Annotated in this window: 18 protein-coding genes and 2 tRNA genes; 9 read left to right on the top strand and 11 right to left on the bottom strand. The window is 45.4% G+C overall.

The annotated features are described in order from the left end of the window. Window positions 1-3: 3 nt before the first annotated feature. From glpK to DWY79_RS03880, 5 genes are all read right to left on the bottom strand, one after another. Entirely contained in the window at window positions 4-1,503 is a 1,500-nt protein-coding gene (glpK, locus tag DWY79_RS03900) for a glycerol kinase GlpK (protein ID WP_122368879.1), read from the bottom strand. Window positions 1,504-1,535: 32 nt separating this feature from the next. Further along, window positions 1,536-3,101, bottom strand: coding sequence for a glycerol-3-phosphate dehydrogenase/oxidase (locus tag DWY79_RS03895; RefSeq protein ID WP_048928651.1), 1,566 nt, complete (start codon window positions 3,099-3,101; stop codon window positions 1,536-1,538). A 229-nt stretch (window positions 3,102-3,330) separates the two neighbouring features. Beyond that, complete coding sequence (locus DWY79_RS03890; protein ID WP_005865028.1) at window positions 3,331-5,676, bottom strand: transglycosylase domain-containing protein; 2,346 nt, start codon at window positions 5,674-5,676, stop codon at window positions 3,331-3,333. 86 nt (window positions 5,677-5,762) lie between these two features. Further along, window positions 5,763-6,818 (bottom strand): YeiH family protein, encoded by a 1,056-nt coding sequence (locus DWY79_RS03885; RefSeq protein WP_122368878.1) that lies wholly within the window; start codon window positions 6,816-6,818, stop codon window positions 5,763-5,765. Between the two features lie 109 nt (window positions 6,819-6,927). Further along, entirely contained in the window at window positions 6,928-7,815 is an 888-nt protein-coding gene (locus DWY79_RS03880; protein ID WP_005865024.1) for a LysR family transcriptional regulator, read from the bottom strand. An 81-nt stretch (window positions 7,816-7,896) separates the two neighbouring features. Here DWY79_RS03880 and DWY79_RS03875 point away from each other — a divergent pair, with 81 nt between their 5' ends. From DWY79_RS03875 to DWY79_RS03845, 7 genes are all read left to right on the top strand, one after another. Further along, entirely contained in the window at window positions 7,897-8,826 is a 930-nt protein-coding gene (locus DWY79_RS03875; protein ID WP_181987544.1) for a DUF5106 domain-containing protein, read from the top strand. 8 nt (window positions 8,827-8,834) lie between these two features. Continuing rightward, window positions 8,835-9,632: a M48 family metallopeptidase gene (locus tag DWY79_RS03870; RefSeq protein WP_008773322.1), complete on the top strand. Its 798-nt coding sequence runs from the start codon at window positions 8,835-8,837 to the stop codon at window positions 9,630-9,632. A gap of 237 nt (window positions 9,633-9,869) precedes the next feature. Continuing rightward, on the top strand, window positions 9,870-11,870 hold the full coding sequence (locus tag DWY79_RS22965; protein WP_233563941.1) for an ATP-binding protein: 2,001 nt from the start codon (window positions 9,870-9,872) through the stop codon (window positions 11,868-11,870). A gap of 72 nt (window positions 11,871-11,942) precedes the next feature. After that, window positions 11,943-12,584, top strand: coding sequence for a bifunctional nuclease family protein (locus DWY79_RS03860; protein WP_005854990.1), 642 nt, complete (start codon window positions 11,943-11,945; stop codon window positions 12,582-12,584). Next, a complete protein-coding gene (locus DWY79_RS03855) occupies window positions 12,581-13,897 on the top strand; it encodes a NupC/NupG family nucleoside CNT transporter (protein WP_057327342.1) in 1,317 nt (438 codons plus the stop codon). The genes DWY79_RS03860 and DWY79_RS03855 overlap by 4 nt, the downstream gene beginning before the upstream one ends. A gap of 31 nt (window positions 13,898-13,928) precedes the next feature. Further along, on the top strand, window positions 13,929-14,627 hold the full coding sequence (locus DWY79_RS03850) for a 16S rRNA (uracil(1498)-N(3))-methyltransferase (protein ID WP_005854983.1): 699 nt from the start codon (window positions 13,929-13,931) through the stop codon (window positions 14,625-14,627). Between the two features lie 109 nt (window positions 14,628-14,736). After that, the gene (locus DWY79_RS03845) at window positions 14,737-15,474 is read left to right on the top strand and encodes a DUF1080 domain-containing protein (protein ID WP_005854980.1); all 738 of its coding nucleotides are present in this window, start codon (window positions 14,737-14,739) and stop codon (window positions 15,472-15,474) included. 88 nt (window positions 15,475-15,562) lie between these two features. On the opposite strand, the gene guaA (DWY79_RS03840) is transcribed toward DWY79_RS03845, so the two are convergent. The 4 genes from guaA (DWY79_RS03840) to DWY79_RS03820 all read right to left on the bottom strand — a co-directional run bounded on the left by guaA (DWY79_RS03840) (window position 15,563) and on the right by DWY79_RS03820 (window position 19,036). After that, on the bottom strand, window positions 15,563-16,870 hold the full coding sequence (gene guaA / locus DWY79_RS03840) for a glutamine-hydrolyzing GMP synthase (protein WP_122368877.1): 1,308 nt from the start codon (window positions 16,868-16,870) through the stop codon (window positions 15,563-15,565). 51 nt (window positions 16,871-16,921) lie between these two features. Then, window positions 16,922-18,442, bottom strand: a complete 1,521-nt coding sequence (gene guaA / locus DWY79_RS03835) for a glutamine-hydrolyzing GMP synthase (protein WP_005854975.1) — start codon at window positions 18,440-18,442, stop codon at window positions 16,922-16,924. Between the two features lie 391 nt (window positions 18,443-18,833). After that, a tRNA-Cys gene (locus tag DWY79_RS03825) sits at window positions 18,834-18,905 on the bottom strand. 59 nt (window positions 18,906-18,964) lie between these two features. Further along, window positions 18,965-19,036 (bottom strand) — tRNA-Cys (locus DWY79_RS03820). Between the two features lie 165 nt (window positions 19,037-19,201). Here DWY79_RS03820 and rfbC point away from each other — a divergent pair. Further along, on the top strand, window positions 19,202-19,759 hold the full coding sequence (gene rfbC / locus DWY79_RS03815) for a dTDP-4-dehydrorhamnose 3,5-epimerase (RefSeq protein ID WP_057329448.1): 558 nt from the start codon (window positions 19,202-19,204) through the stop codon (window positions 19,757-19,759). A gap of 13 nt (window positions 19,760-19,772) precedes the next feature. Beyond that, window positions 19,773-20,912 carry a dTDP-glucose 4,6-dehydratase gene (rfbB, locus tag DWY79_RS03810; protein ID WP_121773552.1) on the top strand — a complete coding sequence of 380 codons (1,140 nt, stop codon included), beginning with the start codon at window positions 19,773-19,775 and terminating at the stop codon, window positions 20,910-20,912. On the opposite strand, the gene DWY79_RS03805 is transcribed toward rfbB, so the two are convergent. Beyond that, the gene (locus DWY79_RS03805) at window positions 20,904-24,203 is read right to left on the bottom strand and encodes an AsmA-like C-terminal region-containing protein (RefSeq protein WP_122368875.1); all 3,300 of its coding nucleotides are present in this window, start codon (window positions 24,201-24,203) and stop codon (window positions 20,904-20,906) included. The two genes, rfbB and DWY79_RS03805, sit on opposite strands and share 9 nt — an antisense overlap. 145 nt (window positions 24,204-24,348) lie before the next feature. Continuing rightward, on the bottom strand, window positions 24,349-25,882 hold a 1,534-nt coding region (locus tag DWY79_RS03800), incomplete at its 5' end, for a nucleoside-diphosphate sugar epimerase/dehydratase (protein WP_233563940.1).

Raw genomic sequence — 25,882 nt, 5'->3', positions numbered from 1 at the left:
TCATTATTCAGCCCAATTCTGAGAACGCCCTACCGCCTTATGCCATTCGTTCAATAATTTACAGGCGGTATCCTCTTTCATTTGTGGGTTAAAGACCTTATCCAAGCACCATTGTTCTTTCAGTTCATCGATATCCTTCCAATAGCCGATCGCCAAGCCCGCCAAATAAGCGGCTCCCAAAGCAGTCGTCTCCAATACATTCGGACGTACGACCGGACAGCGGCAGATATCGGACTGGAATTGCATCAAGAAGTTATTAGCGATAGCACCGCCATCTACCCGAATCTCTTTCGGCTTGGCGTGAATATCGTTTTCCATGGCCATCAATACATCATATACTTGATAACAGATGCCCTCCAAAGCCGCACGGGTTAAATGAGCCGCCGTAGTTCCGCGGGTAATCCCGATAATAGCGCCACGTGCGTATTGATCCCAATACGGCGCACCCAAACCCGTTAACGCCGGCACAAAATAAACACCCCCATTATCACTGACGGATTTCGCCATTTGCTCCGTAATCGAGGCATTCGGAATCAAGCCGATCCCATCCCTCAACCATTGAACGACGGCACCTCCCACAAAGACACTACCTTCCAGCGCATAGGTCGTCTGATCCCCTAATTTCCACGCGATCGTTGTCAATAGGTTATTCTGGGAAAGAACGGGTTCCTTGCCGGTATTCAGGATCATAAAGCAGCCGGTTCCGTAGGTTGTCTTGATCATACCATCCTCTACGCAGAGCTGGCCGAACAGAGCCGCCTGTTGGTCGCCAGCCATACCGGATACCGGGATGCCTTTCTTAAAAATAGGAGTTGATGTCTCGCAGTAAACCTCGCTACAGGCTTTCACTTGCGGTAACATCGAGGCCGGTATCGTAAACAAGTCCAATAACTCTTGATCCCATCTCAAAGTACGGATATTGAAAAGCATGGTACGGGAAGCGTTCGTCACATCCGTAATGAATTGAGCGCCCCGGGTAAGTTTCCAAACCAGCCAAGTATCTACCGTACCGAAGCATAGCTCTCCCCGCTCCGCACGCTCCCGGATACCCTTTACGTTATCCAATATCCATTTTATCTTCGTGGCGGAGAAATAGGCGTCGATCACCAATCCGGTCTTCTGCTGGATACGTTCCGCCCAGCCTTGCGATTTAAGTTCCTCGCAATAATCCGCCGTACGGCGATCCTGCCATACGATCGCGTTGTATACGGGAAAGCCAGTCTCCCGGTCCCAGATGATGGTAGTCTCCCGTTGGTTAGCGATTCCGATACAGGCGATATGGCTATCCGTGACATCCGCTTTTGCCATCGCCTCCTTGATGACAGACGATTGGGTGTACCAAATCTCATTCGGGTCGTGCTCTACCCAGCCCGGTTTCGGGAAATACTGTTGGAATGGTTTCTGAGCCAACGTAATAATAGTTCCTTGATGATTAAACAGGATAGCCCGGGAGCTAGTGGTTCCCTGATCGATCGCCAACACATATTTATTTCGAAAATTCATATCCTTCTATATTAGTATCGTTTATCAATTTGTCAATTCAGTATATAATTCGAGGCAACCTCATTAAACGCCTTTACCTGAGCAGAGGTCCAAGTCTCGTCCTTCCCCCATTCCGTAGCCAGAATCCCCGCTACTTTAGGAGCCATCGCCATCGCCGCCCGTGCGTCTAAGAATAAGATACGCAAACGGCGTGCCAATACATCCTCCAAAGTACGAGGCATCTCATTACGGACCAGCCAAGTTACCTCTCCTACCGTATAGGCATAGTCCGGATGCAACTTCTCCGCCATGGCGGGGGAAGAGGCCACTAAGTTACGGATTTCGTCGGCATCCGTACCATATACGTATAAAGGATCGGAGAAATCCGGATTCTTCCGGCTACCATGGATTTGGTAACGCTCGGTAATACAGTCTTTTGTAGGAATATGCATGTAACGTATCGCTAGGTCTAGGGTATCTTGAGCCATTTTCCGGTAGGTTGTCCATTTGCCTCCGATAATGGTGATCAAGCCGGATTTCTCCCGGATCAATTTATGGCTACGTGATATCTCTTTTGTCTTTTTACCTTCGCTACGGGGAGCGGCGAGCGGACGAAGCCCCGCAAACACGGATAAGACATCGCTTCGCTTGGGTGGCCGGGTCAAATAGTTAGCGGCCGTATCGAGTATAAATTGGATTTCTTTCTCTAAGGCTACCGGCTCTTTTTCCGGCGATTCCATCAAGGTATCCGTTGTCCCTACCACGACTTTATCATGCCAAGGTACGGCGAACAACACACGTCCATCCGATGTCTTAGGAATCATAATGGCGCAATCACTTTGCAAGAAAGAGGAATCCAATACCAAATGGACTCCTTGGCTGGGGCGAACGGTCGGGCGTTTACCCGGCTCGTCCATTTGCAAGATCTCATCAGCGAAGACACCGGTAGCGTTGATCACGCAACGGGATCTTACTTGATAAACCGTACCGGTCTCCTCATCTCGAACCGTAACGCCGGATACTTTGCGGTCGCCGTCCTTCAGAAGCCCTATGACTTTCGCGTAGTTCAAGATACAAGCACCAGCGTCGATAGAGCTGCGGACCATATTAATCGCAAGACGGGAATCATCGAACTGGCCGTCATGATAAAGCACCCCGGCGGTCATCCCTTTCGATCGGAGCATCGGAATGGTACGGAGCGCCCGTTTCGGACCGATACAAACCGAACGTCCCAGACCTAATTTTCCGGCCATCACATCATATAGGATCAGGCCTATCGTATAAAACGGGCCTTCCCACCAACGATAACAAGGGATTAAGAAGGTTTGATCTTTTACCAAATGGGGAGCGTTCTGGCGTAGCAGGCCTCGTTCGCGCAAAGCTTCCAGAACCAAGGAGACATCTCCTTGCGCCAAATAACGGACACCGCCATGGACCAACTTCGTACTACGGCTGGAAGTTCCTTTCGTAAAGTCCGATTGTTCGAATAAGGCGACTCTATATCCTCTTGTCGAAGCATCCAGAGCGATACCTATACCGGTAGCCCCTCCTCCGATCACAAGAAAATCAAAGACTTCAGACGGGTCTTCCAACTGAGAAATCATTTTACTACGGTCCATATAGCTCCTCCTTTCTTAAGATTAACAGTTACAAATCTAACCATTAATTCTTAGTATAACAAAGGATTTGGGAAAAAGGATCAGTAGCGCTTTCTGTTTTCCATAAAGATAACTGCAGTTTCTATTGGAAGAAACAAAAGTTTCCTGCTGAAGAAACTTTTGTTTTTCGGTGTGAAACAAAAGTTTTCCTTACGGGGAATTAAAAAAAACTGTAATAGTCTGATTATTATCACTCAAACATCTTATCGATGCCTCCCGTATCCGGTGGGGTCGTGGGGCTATCTTCCTCCCCTCCTTCGCTACATGGGTTCGCATATTTCTCGGGGATCTCGAAAGTCTCGTCTTCCGAGTAGCCTAACGTTTTATCTTTATAAACCTTTTGCATATAAAGGGCGTAAATCGGTAACGCCATACTCGCTCCCTGCCCTTCCGCCAAGCGGTCGAAATGGATGGAACGGTCCTCGCCGCCTACCCAGCAGCCGGAAACCAAGCTAGGCGTAAATCCCATGAACCAACCGTCGGAGTTATTCTGGGTCGTTCCGGTCTTACCACCCATCTCCGCCTTGATGCCGTAGCGGAAACGTACACGTCCTCCGGTACCACCGTCGATTACGCTTTTCAACATATGTAGCATCTTATAGGAAGCATCTTCCGTCAGCACCTCACTCATCTGTGGGGTAAAGTTCGCGATTGTATTTCCATATGAATCTTCTATACGGGTCACGAATAAAGGTTCTACCCGGATGCCCTTGTTGGCAAATACCGTATAGGCCCCGACCATCTCACCCACCGATACATCCGGAGTACCCAGACAGACCGAGATAACCGGATCGATATGATTCTTCAAGCCGAAAGAATGAAGCAAACGAACAAACGTATAAGGTGAGAGCTGGCTCATCAGATAAGCGGTTACCCAGTTATCCGAGTTCTGTAATCCCCACTTGATCGTAACCATCTCGCCGATTCGCTTCGCGCTGGCGTTACGGGGAACCCACAAACGGCCGTTCTCGTCCATCAACTGCTGCTGCACATGTAGCATCTGGTCGCAAGGACTGATCCCCTCGATCATCGCCAACGAATAAAGGAACGGTTTCATGGTAGAACCGATCTGACGGCGACCGCCATTCACCATATCATATTGGAAGTCATTATAGTCAATACCACCTACATAAGCCTTGACCTGCCCGGTGCGAGGGTCCATCGACATAAACGCCGTACGCAAGAAACTCTTATGATAACGAATCGAATCCAAGGGAGACATGATCGTATCGATCGGACCATCCCAACTAAACACACGCATATCGACAGGCTTCTCAAACTCCTCGCGCATATCGGCCTCAGCCATTCCACTCTTTTTCATCGCCCGGTAGCGATCTGTCTGGTGCATCGCACGCATCAACATCGTGTCTACTTGACCGACACTTACGTCTCTTGAGAACGGAGCATAGCTACGTCCCTTCTTTTCCCGGAAGAAAGCCGGTTGAAGATCTTTACTCATATGTTCACGGACAGCGTCTTCCGCATATTTCTGCATACGGGAATCGATACTCGTATAGATTTTCAAGCCATCCGTATAAAGATTATAGTATTCTCCGTCGGCTTTTTTATTTTTGTTACACCATCCATATAATGGATTCGTCGCCCAAGATAATGAGTCCTCACTGAATTTCTGAGATTGCCAAGAGGCGTAATCCTTACGCTCCGGTTTCTTCGCGGTCATTGTCAGACGAAGGTATTCACGGAAGTAAGGAGCCAAACCGTCTTTATGGTCCATACGGGTAAAATGTACGACCAAGGGTAAAGCCTTCAACGAATCACATTCCGCCTTGGTTATGTACCCGGCCTTTTCCATCTGCTCCAAAACCGTATTACGACGGCCGATGGTACGCTTGTTATGGCGAACCGGATTGAAATAAGAAGGGTTCTTGCACATGCCTACCAACGTGGCGGCTTCCTCGATCTTCAAGGTTTTAGGGGTCTTCCCGAAATACACACGAGACGCAGATTGGATTCCCACGGCATTGTACAAGAAGTCAAACTTATTCAGATACATATTTATAATCTCTTCCTTTGTGTAATAACGTTCCAATTGAACCGCGATCACCCATTCGATCGGTTTCTGGAAAAGACGTTCCATCATATTATCGGCACTCGGCGAGAATAATTGCTTCGCTAATTGCTGGGTAATGGTACTACCGCCACCACCGCTTTTTTGCATCAAGATACCCCGCTTCACGATGGCACGAAACAAACCCTGCGCATCAATACCGCTATGTTCGGCGAACCGGATATCCTCGGTAGCGATCAAGGCTTTCACCAAATCCGGCGAAAGATCCTCATAATTCACGTAAATACGATTGTCTTTGCTATGCGCATAGGCTCCCAACGCCTTTCCGTCCGAGGAGATAACTTGGGAAGCATATTTATCAATCGGGTTCTCCAATTGTTCCACCGGAGGCATATAACCAATTGAACCATTCGCTATCGCCATAAACACCATTACCACCGCCCCTAATATAGCGAGGTATACTATCCAACAAGAAATAAGGATACCTTTTGTAATCTTTGATGCCATCTTTTTATATTTCACGGTATGGATAAAAGACTCATCTTATCCACAACGACCTATTTAAGATCACAAAAATAGAGGAAAATACGATCTTATGCAAGTTGAGGCACATATTTCGCCAACAAATAACCACCAGCTAGTAACCAAACATATAAAATAGTGGCCAAAACAAAGGGCTTAGCGCCAGCTTTCTTAAATTTCTCGATACTAGTCTCCGTACCAAGAGCAGTCATGGCCATTGTCAGCATGAATGTATCTACCTGATTGATCCCATCTACAACCGCATGAGGAAGCAAGTCGAGCGAATTGAAACCAATCACGGCCAAGAAACCAAACGCAAACCAAGGAATAGTGATCTTACCACGAGAAGGGGCAACGCCTCCGCCATTCCTCCCCCCGTTAACCACGGACTTCTCAGCAGTTCGAGCCAACATGAAACTCATGACCACTAGCACAGGAGCTAACATCATCACACGAATCATTTTCACGATAATAGCCGCATCCGAAATTTCCTTTCCCATAGCGTTACCGGCTCCTACCACATGAGCTACCTCATGCAAGGTCGCACCCGTATAAAGTCCCATTTGCTCAGGGTCTAAATCAAGAATACCCGCACGGTACATCACCGGATAAATAAACATAGAAAGCGTACCGAAAATCACGACTGTCGATACGGCAACCGCCGTCTTATGAGCCTCGCACTTCACGACCGGTTCAGCGCCCAATACCGCGGCAGCCCCGCAAATAGCGCTACCCGTGGCGGTCAGTAAAGCAAGGTCTTTATCCATTTTCATCAATCGCCCCACCCAAACACCGATCAAGATGGTAAGCACCACGATCACCATATCGATCAGGATTGCCGGAAGGCCGATCGCAATCACGCTCTGGAAGGTCAGCTTAAACCCATATAGTACGATACCCACACGAAGCACTTGCTTAGTACAAAACAGGATACCCGGAACCCACGTCTCCGGCAAATGGTTTCTCAGGCTGTTGGCGTACAACATACCTAAAATAATGCCGACAATCAGCGGACTGAATGACAATTGTTTAATAAACTGGAACTCCGCGATATAGAATGCGGAACAAGAGAAAAGGGCTATCAGCAAGACACCATGTAATACGTTACCTCGTTTTTCACTAAACATAATTATTGATTTATTTAGTACAACATATCATTATTTGATTTCGTTCGCGAAAGTACATATTTTCATCCGATCCCTTACTTCACAAGTTTTTATAGCGAATAACCTAAAGTTATTGCCAATGTTGACTGGCAAAACGCATGAAACTTTCTTCCATACCGCTGTTCTGCCCCTGCGGCTCCACAAAGGAGAAAGTCCGTTCGGCCTTAAAGCCCTCAATTTCTATCACTTTCAAACGTCCTGCCATCAGCTCACGTGTCACCGCCCGAATAGAAAGAATTCCCAAAGCATCGGAATTTTCCAAGAATAATTTGATACTCTCCGTACTACCTAGCTGCAATAATACGTTCAATTGCGACAGTTTGATCTGGTGTTTTGCCAAGGTCCCCTCCAAGACCTCAAGCGTACCGGAGCCGTTTTCACGAAGTACTACGGGCAAAGCACAAAGTTGTTCCAACGTCAGTTCGTCATAAGCAGCCAACTTAGACCCTACATGAGTGACAACCACTAACTCATCCTTCATAAAAGGTATATAATGCATCGTATTTTGACGGGTAGTCCCTTCCACCAATCCTAACGTTATTTTTCCATCTCGCAAAGCCAACTCTATATCCCGGCTATTCCCATTCAATACAGATACATGTATATCCGGAAACATCTTAATGAATAAAGCAAGCACGGGCGGAAGAACATATTGGGATATTGTCGTACTGGCACCTAAATGTAAATCCCCCAGAAAATTATTTGTCAACAGATTCATCTCGAAATCCAATTGACGATACGAAGCCAATAAGGAATGGGTATGCGAAAACAACAACTCGCCCGCACGAGTTAAACGGATCTGGCTACCTGTTCGTTCAAAGAGAGGCGTCTTATATTGAACCTCCAACTCATGGATATGCTTACTAATAGCGGGTTGACTAATGAACAACTCCCGGGACGCTTTCGTGAAACTTAAGTTACAAGCTACGCTATGAAATACTTTTAATCGAAAATCCATGATATTCTACCTTTTGCTGTTTTAATTTAACAAAGATAAAAAAAATACTATATATTTGTGGATTGAAACATAAATATATGAATGAATATGAAATATCTATATGTTTTATTGTTGACGTTGACCGTCAACGCATGCAGTGGTCAACGCAATCAAAAAACGGAGGAATCCAATGTAGCGCCACCCACCTTTGAAATGGTCTCGGTCCCCACCTTAATCACGGACCCAGTGGAAAGGGCCGAATATTTAGTGAAACATTATTGGGATAAATTCGACTTCAAGGATACGACCTATATCCATGAACCTCAAGTGACCGAGCAGGCATTATCCAACTATATAGATTTGATGAACTATGTCTCGCCTGTGGCTATGTCTTCTTCCGTAAAAGCGATGATGAAACAAACAGAACAAGACAGTGCCATGTTTCAGTACTTTTCCGAGATGATGGAGAAATATCTATACGACCCGAACTCCCCCCTAAGGAATGAGGAAATGTATATAGCGGTATTGGAATATCTTACCGAATCCTCGTCATTAAGCGATGTGGAAAAGATACGTCCCGCCCATTTGCTAGAGCTCGCATTAAAAAACAGAATCGGGACGCCTGCGACCGATTTCACGTACACATTAGCGAACGGAAAAACCGGGAAATTATACAATATAAAAGCGGATTATCTATTATTATTTTTCTATAATCCGGACTGCCATGCTTGTCAAGAAATAACCAGACAAATGGAATCGTCCTTCTTGATCAATGAATTTTCAAAAAGCAACAAACTAAAGATCTTAGCCGTTTATCCGGACGAGGATCTGGACGCATGGAAAGAGCATGTTTCCGTCATGCCTAAAGATTGGATCAACTCATACGACAAAAGTGTTTCGCTTAAAAACGACGAGATCTACGACTTAAAAGCGATACCCACATTATATCTATTAAACAAAGAGAAAAAAGTATTGTTGAAAGACGCTACTTTTCAACAGATCGAAAATTATTTATCACAAACAACTAACTAATTTAAAACATGAAAAAAATCTTATTGTCCTTGGCTTTCTTAGCAGGAGTGAGCCTAACGGTTTCCGCCCAATTCAAGATTGGCGGCAAGACCATTAATACGAAAAAAGTGATTAATGCCGCGACTGATGTAGCGCATGCCGCTACTCTATCCGACGAGGATGTAGCCAAAATGGCAAAAGAGTACATCCAATGGATGGACACTCATAACGAGGTAGCAGGTCCGGATACGGAAATGGGACAACGCTTGGAACGCTTGACCGCCAATGTAAAGAAAGTTTCCGGCCTAGACTTAAATTTTAAAGTATATAATGTAGTAGATGTAAACGCTTTCGCCTGTGGAGACGGAAGTGTACGCGTATGTGGCGGATTGATGAAAATCATGGACGATGACGAGGTATTCGCCGTTATCGGTCATGAGATCGGGCACGTCGTTCATTCCGACTCTAAAGACGCCATGAAAAACGCTTACTTGACCTCCGCCGCTAAAAACGCCGCCGGAGCTGTAAGTGGAACCGTATCCAAACTGACCGACTCTCAACTGGGAGACATGGCACAGGCCTTGGCCGGCGCTCAATATTCCCAGAAACAAGAGTATGAGGCGGACGAATTCGGTTTCCAGTTTTGTATAGATAACGGGCGAGATCCGTACGGAATGTCTAACTCATTAAATAAATTGTTACAACTGAGTGAGTCAGAAGCTAAATCGTCCAAGTTTATGCAGATGTTCTCAAGCCATCCCGAGACTCAAAAACGTGCCGATCGGGTAAAAGAGAAGGCCGATGAGTACGTGAAAAGCAAGCAATAACTGTTAACGGTCCTTTAGCAGGACGGACTATTATTAAAATAAAGCTAACGTATCAAGGATTTACGCCACGAAATCATGCTGTACAACATAAAATACTACATATTTGCACCGTGTTTTTCATGGTATTAGATTTAAGGTTAGCAATGAAGATTGGTCGTCCGTGACGGATGACCATTTTTTTTGCTTTGATAATCAAAAAAACTTCTACCTTTGCAAAAGATCTATCTATTAAGAATCATGAAACACACACATAAATATTTAATTTTTGCCATATCCATATTTCTTGTCTCTTTGTTAACCCTAGGTTGCCAAGAAAAAGAAGAAAAGAAAGTCGTGCTTATCCATTCTTTTGAGCAAAAGAAAGATACCTACCCGATTTTTAATGAAGTGCTGGAACGAACATTCAATAAGCAAAAAATAAACCCGAAGATTCATACATTCTATCTAGATTGCGAGCAATATCTGGATAGTGCCGAAATAGCCCGAATGTATAATTATATTGACTCGATCAAAGAGATTAAACCCGATATCATATTAGTAAACGATGATCAAGCTTGCTACTCTTTATTAGCTTGCGGACACCCGTATCTAAAAGAAATACCGATTGTTTTCGCCGGCGTAAATTATCCGAATTGGTCGCTTTTAAAGAAGTACCCCAATCTTACCGGACTACACGACAAACAAGACTTCATCAAGAATATAGAATTTATACATAAATTATTCGGAGTATTGCAAATCCAGATTCCTTGCGACCGGACAATCCTTGGAAGAAAATCCTTTAATGACTTTTGGCAACAAATACAAGGACACCCGGAAATAGAAATAATCCGCCTTAAAATCCGGGGGCTAGAGTTAGATAAAATCGGAACAAATGACAGTCTATTTGTAAAGAGGCTCATAGACCTTACCCAAAATGGCACTCAGATACGGTCGCTACCGGGAAAAAACTGTATCGCAAAAATAAATACCCTTCCATACCGAGTTTTACCGGGATCTTCTTTGCTCTTTAATTTGTCCGGCACTCTGGATCAAAGCACTTATCTAGATATAAAATACGATCATACCTCCGAAGCTTTTTATCAATTAGTCAATTATCCCAGCTTCTCCGCTCATTACGAACCGATTCAATATCATCCGGCTAAAAGACGGAATCGATACATCGGAGGTTATTTCACATCCGTAGAAATACAAGCACGAGAACAGGCGGAAATGGCTTCGTTAGTGTTGAAAGGGACCCCTGTCTCAGAAATTCCGATCAAAGAAAGCAGTAAGGAATATATTCTCGTATGGCATACCATAAAAGCATGGGGAATACCTATCGAGAAGATCCCTTCTTATGCCCGTTTAGTCAATATCCCTTTTTATGAGCTATACAAGAAACAGCTAATCGCTTTCATTTGCGTAGCGTTCATTTTTATCAATATCGTTGCCACGGGATTATGGAAGCTATATTCCAGAGAACAGAAATATAAGAAATTAGCGCAAGCCAATTTGGTAAAACAGAACAAGGAACTGGAAGTAGCCTTAGAGAAGGCTAAAGAGTCCGACCAAATGAAATCGGCATTTTTAGCGAATATGAGCCATGAGATACGGACTCCATTGAACGCTATTGTCGGATTCTCGAATCTTATGAACACAGACATCGAGCTTAGTAAGGAAGAACGGGAAAACTTTACCGAGTTAATCAATACGAACAGCGATCTGTTATTGAACCTTATCAATGATATCTTAGATCTTTCCCGTATCGAATCGGGCCGTATGTCATTCTCTTTCCAGCAATATTCTCTAAATGAATTAATAAGCACGATTTACCAGACTTTCCAAGTTTTAATGCCGGAGAACGTAGAACTTCGTATGCAAATACCGGAAAAAAGCATATCCATTCCCACGGATAAGTTTCGGTTGACACAAGTGATTACCAACTTTCTTAGCAACGCTATTAAATTCACGCAAAAGGGATATATATTGATTGGTTATGAATACCGAGAGGAAGAGCGGCATGTACATATTTTCGTAGAAGATACCGGCATTGGTATCCCGAAAGAAAAGCAAGACGCCGTTTTCAATCGTTTCACGAAACTGGATGAATTCGCCAAAGGTACCGGCTTGGGACTATCCATTTGCAAAGTGATAGCCGAACGTTTCGATGGGTATATCGCCGTAGAGTCCGAAATAGGAAAAGGAAGCCGTTTTTCCATTATCCTTCCCCTTAACCCCAAACACACTGAAAGTGATTAATCACATTTATTCGCGATAATCCCGAAAATAATATTACTTTTGCTTTTGTATACAATTTTAAATTTCAGATCTGTGAGTACAAGAATAAAATTAAGGGTTCAAGGATTAGCGAACAGCCAAATTCAATCCGGGGCCTATGCGTTAATTTTGGCAGAGGAAAATGGTCCACGGCGAATTCCAATCATCGTAGGAACCGCTGAAGCACAGTCTATAGCGATCGCTTTGGAGCATATCGTACCTCCTCGTCCATTAACACACGACTTATTCGCCACTTTTGCGCAAGCCTTCAACGTCATTCTTAAGGAAGTCTACATATACAAATTCGAAGATGGTGTGTTTTACTCAGAATTAGAGTTTAGCGACGGTGAGCGCTCGATAAAGCTGGACTCTCGTACTTCCGACGCGATTGCCATAGCGCTTCGCGTAAATTGCGACATCTTTACTTCCGAGGAGATTGTAAAGGAATGCGGTGTCGTACTGGAAGACACCCTGTCCATCCCCGCTGACGAACCGGAGGAGGATGACAATTTATTAGAATTAGAACCGGATGAGATTAAGGACGAAGCCCAGTTAAAGAAATGGTTAAGCCTATTGGATATCCAAGAAATAAACGAGCGATTGGAAGACGCTATAGCGGACGAAAATTACGAATACGCGAAAATGTATAAAGACGAGTTGCGCCGTCGAGAAGAAGAGGAGGACACAAACAAATGATTGGAGAACAAGGAGGATTCGGACTGGTCTCACTTTTAAGAGGTCTGCTTGGGATCATTACGATTTTAGGTATCGCCTATGCGATGAGTTATGACCGTAAACGGATCGATTGGAAATTAGTTGGTGGAGGTTTGTTCATGCAGATCGTATTCGCCTTGGCGGTTTTATATGTGCCGTTCGTCGGAAGCCTATTGGAAGGATGTGGCAAGATATTTGTTAAGTTGATGGACTTCACGGATGCCGGTCTTACTTTCTTATTAGGCCCGTATGCCTCTAAAGCGGCAGGATTCAGTTTCTTGCTTCATTCGCTACCGATTGTTATTTTCTTCTCCGCCTTGGTTTCCATGTTTTACTATTGGGGGATTATCCAGAAAGTAGTCGGTGCCTTTGCGTGGGTATTGCGTAAATTCATGAATATATCCGGCTCGGAGGGATTAGTGGCCGCCGGTAATATTTTTATGGGAATGACAGAATCTCCTGTGTTGATCAAGAATTACCTGCCGACGATGAATCGTTCGGAGATATTTTTGGTCATGGTATCCGGAATGGGTACGATCGCCGGTTCCGTAATGGGTACTTACATAGGTATGTTGGGAGGAACAGACCCGGCGGCGAAGGTTTTATTCGCCACTCACTTGCTCTCGGCTTCCGTAATGGCAGTACCGGGTTCAATCGTTTTAGCGAAAATGCTTTGTCCGCAGACGGAAGAAGCCACGGACCATGTAGCTATCTCCGGCAAGGAAAAAGAGAACTCGAATATTCTAGATGCCATCTCATCGGGTACGGTTACCGGCGTAAAGTTGATGACGAATATTGCCGCGATGTTATTGGTATTCATATCCCTTGTAGCGTTAGCGAATTATATTACGGAAGGTGTGATAGGGCGTTATACCGGACTGAACGACTGGATTGTAAAGATTACGGACGGTAAGGCGCAGGGCTTGACCTTCCAATTTATACTGGGCGTAATCACCTCTCCTTTCATGTGGTTGATCGGGGTTCCCAGCCAAGACATCATGTTAGTTGGTTCTTTATTGGGACAAAAGACCATATTGAACGAATTTGTCGCCTATTTCCAATTGCAGCAATGGAAAGATGCCGGATTATTCATGTATGAGAAATCGATCTTGATGTCTACTTATATCCTTTGCGGATTCGCTAATATATCGTCTATCGGTATCTTATTAGGCGGATTGGGCGTATTAGCCCCGGAAAAACGAGGATTAATTTCACGTATCGGCGTACCGGCCATGATCGGCGGAGCCCTGGTCTCTGTGCTATCGGCTACTATAATTGGTATGATCCTTGGGTAATTGAGAATTGAGAATTGAAAATTAGATGGTCATGCAGATTTTTTATACACCAGATATAGCTATCAAGCCGGAATTACCGGAAGAAGAAGCAGGACATTGTATACGGGTACTTCGTCTAGGTGAAGGCGATGAGATAGTATTGACGGATGGGCAAGGCTCTTTTTATAAAGCGGCTATTAGCCGGGCGCATCCCAAACATTGTGAGGTGACCCTCTTAGAGAGTTGGAAACAACCCGATCTCTGGAACTTCAATCTCCATATAGCCATAGCTCCTACCAAAAACATGGACCGGATGGAGTGGTTCGTGGAGAAAGCGACGGAAATAGGGATCAATGCGATCACCTGTTTGAATTGTCGTTTCTCAGAGCGTAAAGAGATCAAGCCGATTCGATTGGAGAAGATATTGGTCAGTGCCATGAAGCAATCCCAGAAAGCGACTTTGCCGGCGTTAGAAGGAATGACAGATTTCAAGAAGTTTGTCGCCACTCCCTTTGACGGGCGTAAGTTTATCGCCCATTGCGAGGAAGGCGAGAAGCCACTATTAAAACATACGTATCAGCCGGGAGAGAATGCCTTAATCCTCATCGGACCGGAAGGTGATTTTAGCCCGGAAGAAATCAAGCTGGCTCAAGAGAATGGCTTCGAGCCGATCTCTTTAGGAGAGAGCCGGCTGCGTACGGAAACGGCTGCGCTAGTGGCTTGCCATACGATTCATGTGTTAAATCAATAGAATAATCCTATTTCCATTAAAAATACGTTAATCCTCATAAGGGTTATTAAGCAAATTGCTACATTTGTAATGATATTAACAAATCTAATCTAATAACAATTTAAGTAACATGAAAAAGTTGTTCAAATCATTCTTGATTCTTTCGGCCATAGCTATGGCTATCCCCTGTTTCGCTCAAACTCCGAATACATTGACTAAGAAGGAAAAAAAAGCTGGCTGGGAATTATTATTCAACGGAAAAGACTTCTCTGGATGGCGCCAATGTAACGGTACCGCTATGCCCGCAAACTGGGTTATAGAAGACAATGCCATGAAAGTATTTACCGGCGAAGGTAAGAAACCGGGACAAGGCGCTAATGGCGATATCCTTTACCAGAACAAGAAATTCAAAAACTTCGAGCTCTCGGTAGACTGGAAAGCGAGCAAGATGGGAAACTCCGGTATCTTCTATTATGTACGCGAAGTACCCGGTAAACCTATTTATTATGCGGCTCCCGAAGTACAGGTACTAGATAACGTGGACGCAACCGACAACAAATTAGCGAACCACTTAGCAGGTTCTCTATATGACATGCTTCCCGCAGATCCGAAAACAGTTAATCCTGCCGGCGAGTGGAATACGATCGTAATCCGTGTAAAAGATGGAAAAGTAACGCATACCCAAAATGGTAAGAAAGTTGTTGAGTATACTTTATGGAGCAAAGAGTGGGATGATTTGGTAGCTAACAGTAAATTCAAGAACTTCCCGGGCTTTACCGAAGGTATTTCTAAAGAAGGTTATATCGGTCTGCAAGATCATGGCTATCCGATCTGGTTCCGTAATATCAAGATCCGTGAACTAAAATAGTTCTTCGAATCTATCGTATATAAATAAAAAGCCCGGGATTCAGATAAATCACCGGGCCTTTTTATATCTGTTTAATAAGTAAGCCTAATTACTCCCACTCAATTGTCGCATTCGGTTTCGGAGACATATCGTAGCATACACGGTTCACGTTCTTCACCTCTTTCAAAATACGATCCGTAATCTTCATCAAGATAGGCCAATCAACCGGTTCGATCGTAGCGGTCATGGCATCTACCGTATTGATGGCACGGATAATCACGGGCCATTCGAAAGAACGGGCGTTATCACGTACGCCAACCGACTTAAAGTCGGGTACTACCGTAAAGTATTGCCATACCTTTTTATCCAACCCGGCGTTCTTGAACTCCTCCCGTAAGATCGCATCCGACTCACGTACCGCTTCCAGTCTATCACGAGTGATAGCGCCCAAGCAACGTACGCCCAAACCCGGTCCGGGGAACGGCTGGCGATAAACCATGTCATAAGGCAAACCTAACTCTACGCCACAAGCACGAACCTCGTCCTTGAATAATTGACGCAAAGGCTCAACCAACTCAAATTGCAAATCTTCCGGCAGACCGCCTACGTTATGATGGGATTTCACCATCTTAGCCGTCTTCGTTCCACTCTCCACGATATCCGGATAGATCGTTCCTTGAGCCAAGAAATCGATTCCATCTAATTTGCGAGCTTCTTCCTCAAATACACGGATAAACTCACCACCGATAATCTTACGCTTTTGCTCCGGATCTTCCACGTCAGCTAGCTTGTTCAAGAAACGATCTGTAGCGTCTACATACACCAAATTGGCATTCAACTGGTTCTTGAAGACCTCAACGACATCCTCGGACTCGCCCTTACGCATCAAACCATGATTCACATGCACGCAAACCAATTTATCGCCGATCGCTTTCAAAAGTAAAGCGGCTACTACAGAGCTATCGACACCTCCAGACAAGGCCAGCAGAACTTTCTTATCCCCTACCTGACGCTTTACCAATTCAATCTGGTCATTGACAAAATTCGTCATATTCCAGTTTGCCTCAGCCTTGCAAGTATCGAACACGAAAGACTTGACAGCGCCCTTGATCGCCTCGACATCATCCGTAAACTCCGGCAATTTAACCTCGCACAACGCCTTATCGTGACCTGCGGCCATTACAGGAGTGCCCATCTCGTAAATACCCGGATTCACGTCGATAGCTACACCGTCGATAACATTGTTTGGGCCACCATTGATAATGATACCTTTCACGTTTGGCAAGGCTTTTAATTCCTCAACCGTGATGTCATGCGGATAAATCTCACTATAAACGCCTAACGCACGAATAGCACGAGCCAACACCGTATTCTCATGACTACCTAAATCCAAGATAACAATCATATCTTGCTTCATGTGACTTTTAAATTTTATTGATTTTACACTTTGTTATACCTAAGACAAATGTCACTCCCACTCGATGGTTGCAGGCGGCTTCGAGCTGATGTCGTACACGACTCTATTTACGCCTTTCACCTTATTGATAATCTCGTTGGAAACTTTGGCGAGGAACTCGTACGGAAGCTGCGCCCAATCGGCGGTCATAGCGTCTGTAGAAGTTACCGCACGTAAAGCTACCGTATTCTCATAGGTACGCTCATCGCCCATTACACCTACGGATTGAATCGGAAGTAAGATTACCCCAGCTTGCCAAATCTTATCGTAAAGTCCCCACTCACGCATCAATGACATATAGATATCGTCAGCGTCTTGCAGGATACGTACCTTTTCCGGCGTGATATCACCCAAGATACGGATACCCAATCCCGGTCCCGGGAACGGATGGCGCTTGATCAAATGCGGTTGCATACCCAACTCCATACCGACACGGCGAACCTCATCCTTGAAAAGAAGACGAAGCGGCTCGACGAGTTTCAAGTTCATCGTATCCGGAAGTCCACCCACATTATGATGGCTCTTGATAACCGTACCTGTGATAGAAAGCGACTCGATCACATCCGGATAAATCGTACCTTGCCCCAGCCACTTGATATCTTTCAGCTTATGCGCCTCCTCATCGAAGACATCGATAAATCCTTTGCCGATGATCTTACGTTTCTTCTCCGGTTCCGTAACGCCCGCTAGTTCTTTATAGAACTTATCTTTTGCGTTTACGCCGATCACGTTCAATCCTAAATGCTCATAATCCCTCATTACGTTCTCGAACTCATTCTTGCGCAGCAAACCATGATCCACGAAAATGCAAGTCAAGTTCTTACCGATCGCCTTATTCAGCAATACGGCCGTAACAGATGAATCCACACCGCCGGAAAGAGCCAAGATCACTTTATCATCTCCCAATTGCTCCTTCAACTCAGCTACGGTAGATTCGATAAAGGAAGCCGGTGTCCAATCCTTGGCGCATCCGCAAATATTCAAGAAGTTATCCAGCAACTTCGTACCGTCTGTCGAATGGAATACTTCCGGATGAAACTGAACGCCCCACGTTTGCTCACCTTCCACATGGTAAGCGGCAGCCCTCACGTCGTCCGTGCTGGCGATCACCTTGAAATTATCCGGCAATACGGTAATCGTATCCCCATGAGACATCCATATCTGTGAACCCACATGGATCCCTTTCAGTAATTCATCCTCACCATCAATGTGCGACAAATTAGCACGTCCATACTCACGTGAATTAGCCGGTTCCACATTACCTCCGGATGTATAAGCTAGAAACTGCGCTCCATAACAAATACCTAAGACGGGATACTTCCCCCGTATCTCGGTCAAATCAGCCTTAAAGGCATTCTCGTCGTATACGGAATAAGGACTTCCGGAAAGGATCACACCTTTCACGTCGGTAGCGTCATGCGGGAATTTGTTATAAGGAACGATCTCACAATACATATTCAACTCTCTGACCCTACGGCCGATAAGCTGGGTTGTTTGCGAGCCGAAATCAAGAATAATAAGTTTCTCGTGCATGCAATTATGATTATTTAATTGAGTGGCGCAAAGGTAGTAATAAATTCGGGAAGCATAAACACACTGGGCAAATATTCTTCCTTATCACGATACTTTTAAAGGATCTTCCCTTGTCCTATTACGCCTTTCCTCCTGAGATATTCATTATCCACCATCTGTTGCATGATTGTCCACCAACTGTTGCATGATCATGCAACGGATGGTGGACAATCATGCAACAGCCATTAGAAGATGAATACCTCAAGAGGAAAACCACAAATCCCCCTAAGGATCCGGCCAAGGGAAGCCATGAAAACAGAGAACCGCCCGACAACCCGGCGAGAGTTACGGACGGACAAAACAAAAAAAGCCTCGAAGCGTTCATTACAAACAACTTCGAGGCTTTCCTCTGAGGTTCCTGGCGGATTCGAACCGCCGTACATGGTTTTGCAGACCACTGACTAAGCCACTCATCCAAGGAACCGAATCAATCAAAAATAAAAGTAATTTTCAATTCTTAATACTGAATTCTCAATTACCAAGAGGTTCCTGGCGGATTCGAACCGCCGTACACGGTTTTGCAGACCGCTGACTAAGCCACTCATCCAAGGAACCATAATTTCAACACAAAACAACTGCTTTCGTTTTGCGAGTGCAAAGAAAGAGAATAATATTGGAATTTCCAAACTTTTCCTTTCTTTTTTATTTTTCCCTCCGAATATTATAGAAGTAGAGAAAATGAGCTTACCTTTGCCTATCAAATAGATAAATAACGAAAAAATGACTTATACAGAAACTGTAATACCGGGCGTATGGATCATTGAGCCAAAGGTATTGAAAGATGCGCGCGGATACTTTATGGAAGCTTTTAAGCAAGCGGAATTCGAGGAGCATATCGGAAAAATCCAGTTCGTGCAAGACAACGAATCTTGCTCCTCTAAAGGCGTATTACGAGGATTACACTATCAGCTAGCGCCCTATTCTCAATCTAAATTAGTCAGGGTGATCAAAGGACGGGTATTGGATGTAGCCGTAGACGTACGTGAAGGCTCGCCCACATTCGGCAAATATGTAGCTGTAGAGTTATCGGACGAGAATAAACGCCAGTTATTCATTCCACAGGGATTCGCCCACGGATTCCATGTATTAAGTGACGAGGCTATCTTTACCTATAAAGTAGATAATCCATATGCTCCGACGCATGAACGGGGAATCCGCTATGACGATCCCACGGTCCATGTAGATTGGGGCATCACGGATCCGGAATCGATCAACCTATCCGAGAAAGACACCAAAGCTCCATCGCTGAAAGACGCTGAGCTTAATTTCAAATACTAAACACTGTACAGATATGAAAACTTACCTAGTTACCGGCGCCGCCGGTTTTATCGGTGCCAATTTCATCAAACACATGCTGGCGAAATATGACGATATCAAGATCGTTGTCCTAGACTTGCTGACTTACGCAGGTAATTTAGGCACCATCGCCGAGAATATCGATGGAGTACGTTGCGAGTTCGTGAAAGGCGATATTTGCGACCGTGCCTTGGCCGACCAGCTATTCGAGAAATACAACTTCGATTATGTCGTGAACTTCGCCGCTGAAAGTCATGTGGACCGAAGCATCGAAAATCCCCAGCTATTCCTGCAAACCAATATCCTCGGTACACAAAACCTATTGGACGCCGCACGAAAAGCATGGGTTACCGGTAAGGCCGAGACAGGTTATCCGGTATGGCGTGAAGGTGTACGTTTCCATCAAGTCTCTACCGATGAGGTCTATGGAAGCCTAGGTTCCGAAGGGTATTTCCACGAGACCACGCCTTTAGATCCCCGAAGCCCGTACAGCGCCTCCAAAACAAGCGCGGACTTATTCGTAAAGGCTTATCACGAGACATATAAGATGCCGGTATCTATTACCCGTTGTTCCAACAACTACGGACCTTACCATTTCCCGGAAAAATTGATTCCCTTAATCATAAAGAACATATTGGAAGGTAAATCCCTACCTGTATATGGTGACGGCACAAACGTACGCGACTGGTTATATGTAGAGGATCATTGCAAGGCGATCGACGCCGTAATCCACCACGGGCGTGTGGGAGAGGTTTACAACGTAGGCGGTCATAACGAGAAGCAGAACATCGAGATCGTGAAACTCACGATCCGGACGATCCATCAACTAATGACCGAACAACCGGAATATCGCCAAGTATTAAAGAAAAAAGAGATCGGTGCCGATGGACAAATCTCTATCGACTGGATCAACGACAGCTTGATTACATTCGTAAAAGACCGTCTGGGCCATGATCAACGATACGCCATCGACCCGACGAAGATTACCAACGAATTAGGCTGGACACCAGAGACCTGCTTCGAGGTCGGTATCGTAAAAACCATCCGTTGGTATCTTGAGAACCAAAAATGGGTAGAGGATATCACCGGTGGAGATTACATGAAATATTACGAGCAAATGTATGGATCACGTTGATTCCTCAACGTGACCGTGTGTATGTGGATGAATCTCAGAGAGGCTGTTTCCTAATTCGGGAGCGGCCTCTCTTATTTGTTTCCGGATCGTCTCGCGTATCTCCTCACGCACATTCCTGCGGGTACTATCCAGTTCCGCTTGCTTGGCAGGTTTCAAGAAATCTTTATATTTACATTTCACTATCTTGAACTTGAAATCATCCAGATTCCCTTTTATATCGATACCCAGCTTAAACGGTACCGGCGATTTTAAAACCGAGAGGTGGTAATCGAACGTCATATCCAAATTATGCGTTCCTCCTACGGCTACTTTATATCGGTCCATCTCCACCAAGAATGGGAATACCTCGATCTTGTTATCATGGATCGCTAAATCTACCGCTATGCTATCGATCATATTCCGCTTCTTATTCTTAAACATCAGCGTCTTCGATATCTCGGTAAATGTCTCACCATCCAGCAGCACCATATTCTTTCCGCTCAGGTAGCAAGAGGCATTTACAGACGGCAGCAACACGGACATCGTAGAATCCGCCTTGCAAGTCGCCGTCATCTGGCAATCTACCATGCCTTCGAAGGAACGAAGCATAGGGACCAATGTGTCGATATCCGGGAATAGACTGATTAACCGTTCCACTAAAATATCATCTAAAGACAACTCAAATCCCATCGTAGCCTCTTGATCCGTCTTAGTCGTATAAACCATCGTCAAATCTCCGGAGCCGATATTCGAACTCATACATAAATCGCTCAGATTGATACTTTGATCCCGGATTACAACCTCACCTTTCACATCCTCCAACTTCAGATCCTTAAAATCTATTTTTTTAGCATTTGTATGAAGCGTCAGATCCAAGAATTTCGGAACGACAAATAGTTGAGAGATCGAATCCGTAGCGACACTATCCACGGTATTCGCTAATAGATGATCCGTCTCCAGTACGGAGATACTGTCTTCCGAGAAGGCCCCAACCGAATTGGATGCCAATTGATCAGAAAACTGCAAACCTTTACCTATAGCTAGCATCAACTGGTTACAATCGATCAGATCGGATTCCAACTCGAAATTCGCTTTCAGCTTTCCTCCCCGTAGCATGGCCCGCCGGATGTCGCTAAGCTCTCCGCTCAAAGTAAGATCGCTCTTTCCTAAATGCAGGCGGGCACCACTCAACGTCATATTGTTAGTATTGAATTTCACGCTTGTCTCATCAATATACATCGGAATGGGGAATAAGCGGCTAAAGCCCCTCAATTGCTTAAACCTCACTTGTCCCCGAGCCTCCCATTGGCGTAAGACACTGTTTGAGGAAGCGACCGAATCCACTTGCGACCGCTGTCTATTCGCCCTTCGGGTGGTCCGCGTGCGCCTGCGCAAGGTATCACCGGCGGCAATACGGCGTTCACGTTGTTGACGGATCGCTTGCCGATAAGGTAATGCTTCCAAAGAGAACTGGCTTTCCGTCAGAACCATACCCGTCCGTAAAGGGATAAGAATATATTTTAAGGTATCCACCGAGATCGTAGCTCCCGCCATAGGGATCCGCTTATCTGTAGAAGAAGCCTTGATGCCCCCTTTCAACACGGTCTTACCGGCCACCATCCAGGTAGAATCCGGCAACTTGGTGCGTAAATGATCAAATTCCAACCCTGCGGTCATAGGGATAACAGCCGTTGTATCAATAACCGGCGTCGTATTGGCTACCATCTTCAATCCACCGATATTCGTACTGATCTCATCCTTATACTTTATATTCAAGGTATCCACCGATAGATTAGCGCTCAACAATCCTTTCGCATTCAGATATTTACTTTCATTTTCCGTAGATCCTACAAACAGATTCGCCCCAGCGATATACATATCCACGCCTAACGGCTTACTAAACGCCTTGAAGCGATCAACCGTCAAATTGCCGGATGATTTGACCTTGGCGAAGCGGCTATTCACGATATCATCCACCTTAAACACCGTAGATAAATCAGCCATCATGGTACCCTCCAGCAGCAGTGTGTCGGGATTCAAGAACTCTTTAGCCAAACGGGTAAAATCGACCTGCCCTTTCATCTCCGCCCGAATCGCGGGATTCCTCCAGATATCCCTAACCTCGCCACTCATGGTCAGCGAGGTATTCAACCCGATCAATGTCAGCTCCTCCAAAGAGACATAAGAAGAATCCGGGTAAGCGCCATTCAAATGTAAATCCATGTCCATGCGCAAGGTATCGATCCCCTGTTCAATACCTTTTACATGATAAGAACCATCCTCTATCTTGCAGCATAAGTTCACGGTCGGAACGATACTATCCCCTAATTCTCCACGGATATCCCCTTCCAAAATAATACGTCCCTCAGCAAGTGTTTTATCCCGATCCTTAAAATATTCATCCGGAATAAAATGTAAGAGATCATTCATATCGGAAACCTTCAACCCGAAAGTCATATCGATCCGTGACGGATTATCCTCGGTAGCCGGCACCATAAAGCCATCCGCCGTAAAAGGCAGGTTATTCACCAGCAACTCCGCGTCCCTCAACCCAATCCGGCGAAGTCCGTCAGCCAACAACAAACGTCCCTTGAAGCGTAACGCTAACTTATTCGCCAAAGAATAAGACGGGCTACGGAATACGATCGAGGAAGAACCGGTCTCCACATCCAACTTATTCCCTCGTTGGGTCAAAAGGCCATCTATATGTAAAAAGAAACCATCGATCGCCGTATATAAATCCTGCTGGCGGTCATCATAGACAAAATGCCCATTCGTAATATGCACTTGCTGCAAATCTATTTTAGGCAATGGAGATGACGATGATTCATCTACCGAATCCATCTCACTTTGATAAATCTCCCAATTCGCCTTTCCCTCCTCATTCACATAACCATAAAAACGGATACTATCCATGATAACCCGAGGAATCGTCACTTTCCCGCTAAACAGATAATCCGTAGGGTTAAATACGACGATCGCTTTTTTGAAAGACAGCAAAGAATCCGAAGGAATCATCAAATCCTCCTGATGTTCTATAGAATCCTCAGCCTGATGTGAGATCAAACGCCCATTTGTCAACTTCACTCCCAGATAAGGATACGTCTCGAAATAAGTCAACTCCACCCGCTCACATTCCAAGTGCGCCTCTATGAATTCGTTTGTTTTTTCTACGACCAGCGGTGTCAGCTTCTCCGGAGGTAAGACCGCCCATTTCAGTATACCAACCCCGATCAAGGGAAGTATGAAAAAGATCCCGACCAACACAGACACAACAACCAGCAATATCTTTCTTATTCGTACCATACTCATTCCTTCATCTTATCACAAACAACACTAATTAAATTGTATGAGCAAAAATACGAAATACTATCTCAAAGGCAACGCTTATATCACAAAAAAAGGCCCCCCCGCAATGAGAGACCTTCTTTCTACATCTTATTTATTTTTCTACAATTCATTTATCCAGAACCTCGTATTTAGAATGCTGGCTCTTGAACTCGGGAACAATCTCCTTCATCCGCTTCACGATCTGCATATCCCCCTCCACGGCACAAGCATGTACCAAGGCATCAATCCGCAGATTGGCGTCAGCATAATCATACGCACGAACTTGGGCGATCTTGATCTTCGGATGAAAAGTAGGCTTGGAAGTTTCCTCCTCATTGAGTACCTCCTCATACAATTTCTCCCCGTCTCGCAATCCCGTGAACCGGATCTCGATTCCCTTCACCCCGCTCAGACGGATCATACGCTCAGCCAGATCCACGATCCGTACAGGTTTACCCATATCGAACACGAAGATCTCGCCCCCATTACCCATCGTACCGGCCTCTAGGACTAGCTTACAAGCCTCCGGTATCAGCATGAAGAAACGAATGATATCCTTGTGCGTCACCGTAACAGGACCGCCCCGCTTGATCTGTTCCTTGAATAACGGGATCACGGAACCGTTCGATCCCAGCACATTGCCGAAACGAGTCGTCACGAATTGCGTGCGACCGCTCACCTTCCCATCCTTGATGGCTTGATCCAAGCTCTGCACGTAGATCTCGCAAATACGTTTCGAGCAGCCCATCACGTTCGTGGGATTCACCGCCTTGTCGGTCGATACCATCACAAACTTCCTCGTGCCATATTTCACCGCCAAGTCTGCGATCACCCGGGTACCGTCCACGTTGTTGCGGACACTCTCCTCCGGATTATCCTCCATCATAGGTACATGCTTGTAAGCCGCGGCATGAAACACGTAATCCGGACGATGCTCCTCGAACAATTCCTCCATGCGTTCACGTACACAAATATCGCTCACAACCGTATAGGATTCTATATCCGGCCACCCACGAGCCATCATCAAGCGGACATCGTGCAAGGGAGTCTCCGCCTGATCTATCAGGACCATACGTTCCGGGGCGAACTGGGCTACCTGCCGCACGATCTCGCTGCCGATACTCCCGGCGGCTCCTGTTATCAGAATCCGCTTACCGGTAAGCTGCTTCCTCACCGCCTCCAAGTCTATCTCGATCTTATCACGGGGCAGCAAGTCCTCTATATTCACCTCCCGCAGCTGGGTATGGTTCAAGTCGCTCCTCCCGTCCCACTCTTGGGCGGCAGGAGTCATATAGATCTTTATATTCGCCTTGATCAGCCTGTCCACCATCTCCTGATTATTCCGGATCGCCTCAACCTTTAAGGGAGATACCAACAAAACATCGGCTTGCAGCCTTCTCATCACACCAATCAAATCCTCGTTATTCGGATAAACCTTGACTCCCATTAAATACCGATTCCCTATCTCTGTCAGATCCGAGATAAACCCTGCCAGCACAAACCGGGCCGGATCCTGATTCTGGATACTCTTCGCCAAACTCACCCCACCTTGCTTCACGCCATAGATAAAGGCTCGTTCCGCCTTAGCCACACGAAAAGTGCTTACATAAAAATATTTCACGAACACACGCATCATCCACATCAAGCTCATAGCCAACAAC

The sequence above is a fragment of the Parabacteroides sp. AF27-14 genome, from assembly GCF_003635425.1.
GTDB lineage: Bacteria > Bacteroidota > Bacteroidia > Bacteroidales > Tannerellaceae > Parabacteroides > Parabacteroides distasonis.
This window is presented reverse-complemented; position numbering and strand designations above follow the sequence as displayed.

What these genes read in the sequence shown, in the direction of transcription:
- glpK (WP_122368879.1), bottom strand. Translation starts at nt 1,503, where the DNA reads ATGAATTTTCGAAATAAATATGTGTTGGCGATCGATCAGGGAACCACT.
- DWY79_RS03895 (WP_048928651.1), bottom strand. Translation starts at nt 3,101, where the DNA reads ATGGACCGTAGTAAAATGATTTCTCAGTTGGAAGACCCGTCTGAAGTC.
- DWY79_RS03890 (WP_005865028.1), bottom strand. Translation starts at nt 5,676, where the DNA reads ATGGCATCAAAGATTACAAAAGGTATCCTTATTTCTTGTTGGATAGTA.
- DWY79_RS03885 (WP_122368878.1), bottom strand. Translation starts at nt 6,818, where the DNA reads ATGTTTAGTGAAAAACGAGGTAACGTATTACATGGTGTCTTGCTGATA.
- DWY79_RS03880 (WP_005865024.1), bottom strand. Translation starts at nt 7,815, where the DNA reads ATGGATTTTCGATTAAAAGTATTTCATAGCGTAGCTTGTAACTTAAGT.
- DWY79_RS03875 (WP_181987544.1), top strand. Translation starts at nt 7,897, where the DNA reads ATGAATATGAAATATCTATATGTTTTATTGTTGACGTTGACCGTCAAC.
- DWY79_RS03870 (WP_008773322.1), top strand. Translation starts at nt 8,835, where the DNA reads ATGAAAAAAATCTTATTGTCCTTGGCTTTCTTAGCAGGAGTGAGCCTA.
- DWY79_RS22965 (WP_233563941.1), top strand. Translation starts at nt 9,870, where the DNA reads ATGAAACACACACATAAATATTTAATTTTTGCCATATCCATATTTCTT.
- DWY79_RS03855 (WP_057327342.1), top strand. Translation starts at nt 12,581, where the DNA reads ATGATTGGAGAACAAGGAGGATTCGGACTGGTCTCACTTTTAAGAGGT.
- DWY79_RS03850 (WP_005854983.1), top strand. Translation starts at nt 13,929, where the DNA reads ATGCAGATTTTTTATACACCAGATATAGCTATCAAGCCGGAATTACCG.
- DWY79_RS03845 (WP_005854980.1), top strand. Translation starts at nt 14,737, where the DNA reads ATGAAAAAGTTGTTCAAATCATTCTTGATTCTTTCGGCCATAGCTATG.
- guaA (WP_122368877.1), bottom strand. Translation starts at nt 16,870, where the DNA reads ATGAAGCAAGATATGATTGTTATCTTGGATTTAGGTAGTCATGAGAAT.
- guaA (WP_005854975.1), bottom strand. Translation starts at nt 18,442, where the DNA reads ATGCACGAGAAACTTATTATTCTTGATTTCGGCTCGCAAACAACCCAG.
- rfbC (WP_057329448.1), top strand. Translation starts at nt 19,202, where the DNA reads ATGACTTATACAGAAACTGTAATACCGGGCGTATGGATCATTGAGCCA.
- rfbB (WP_121773552.1), top strand. Translation starts at nt 19,773, where the DNA reads ATGAAAACTTACCTAGTTACCGGCGCCGCCGGTTTTATCGGTGCCAAT.
- DWY79_RS03805 (WP_122368875.1), bottom strand. Translation starts at nt 24,203, where the DNA reads ATGAGTATGGTACGAATAAGAAAGATATTGCTGGTTGTTGTGTCTGTG.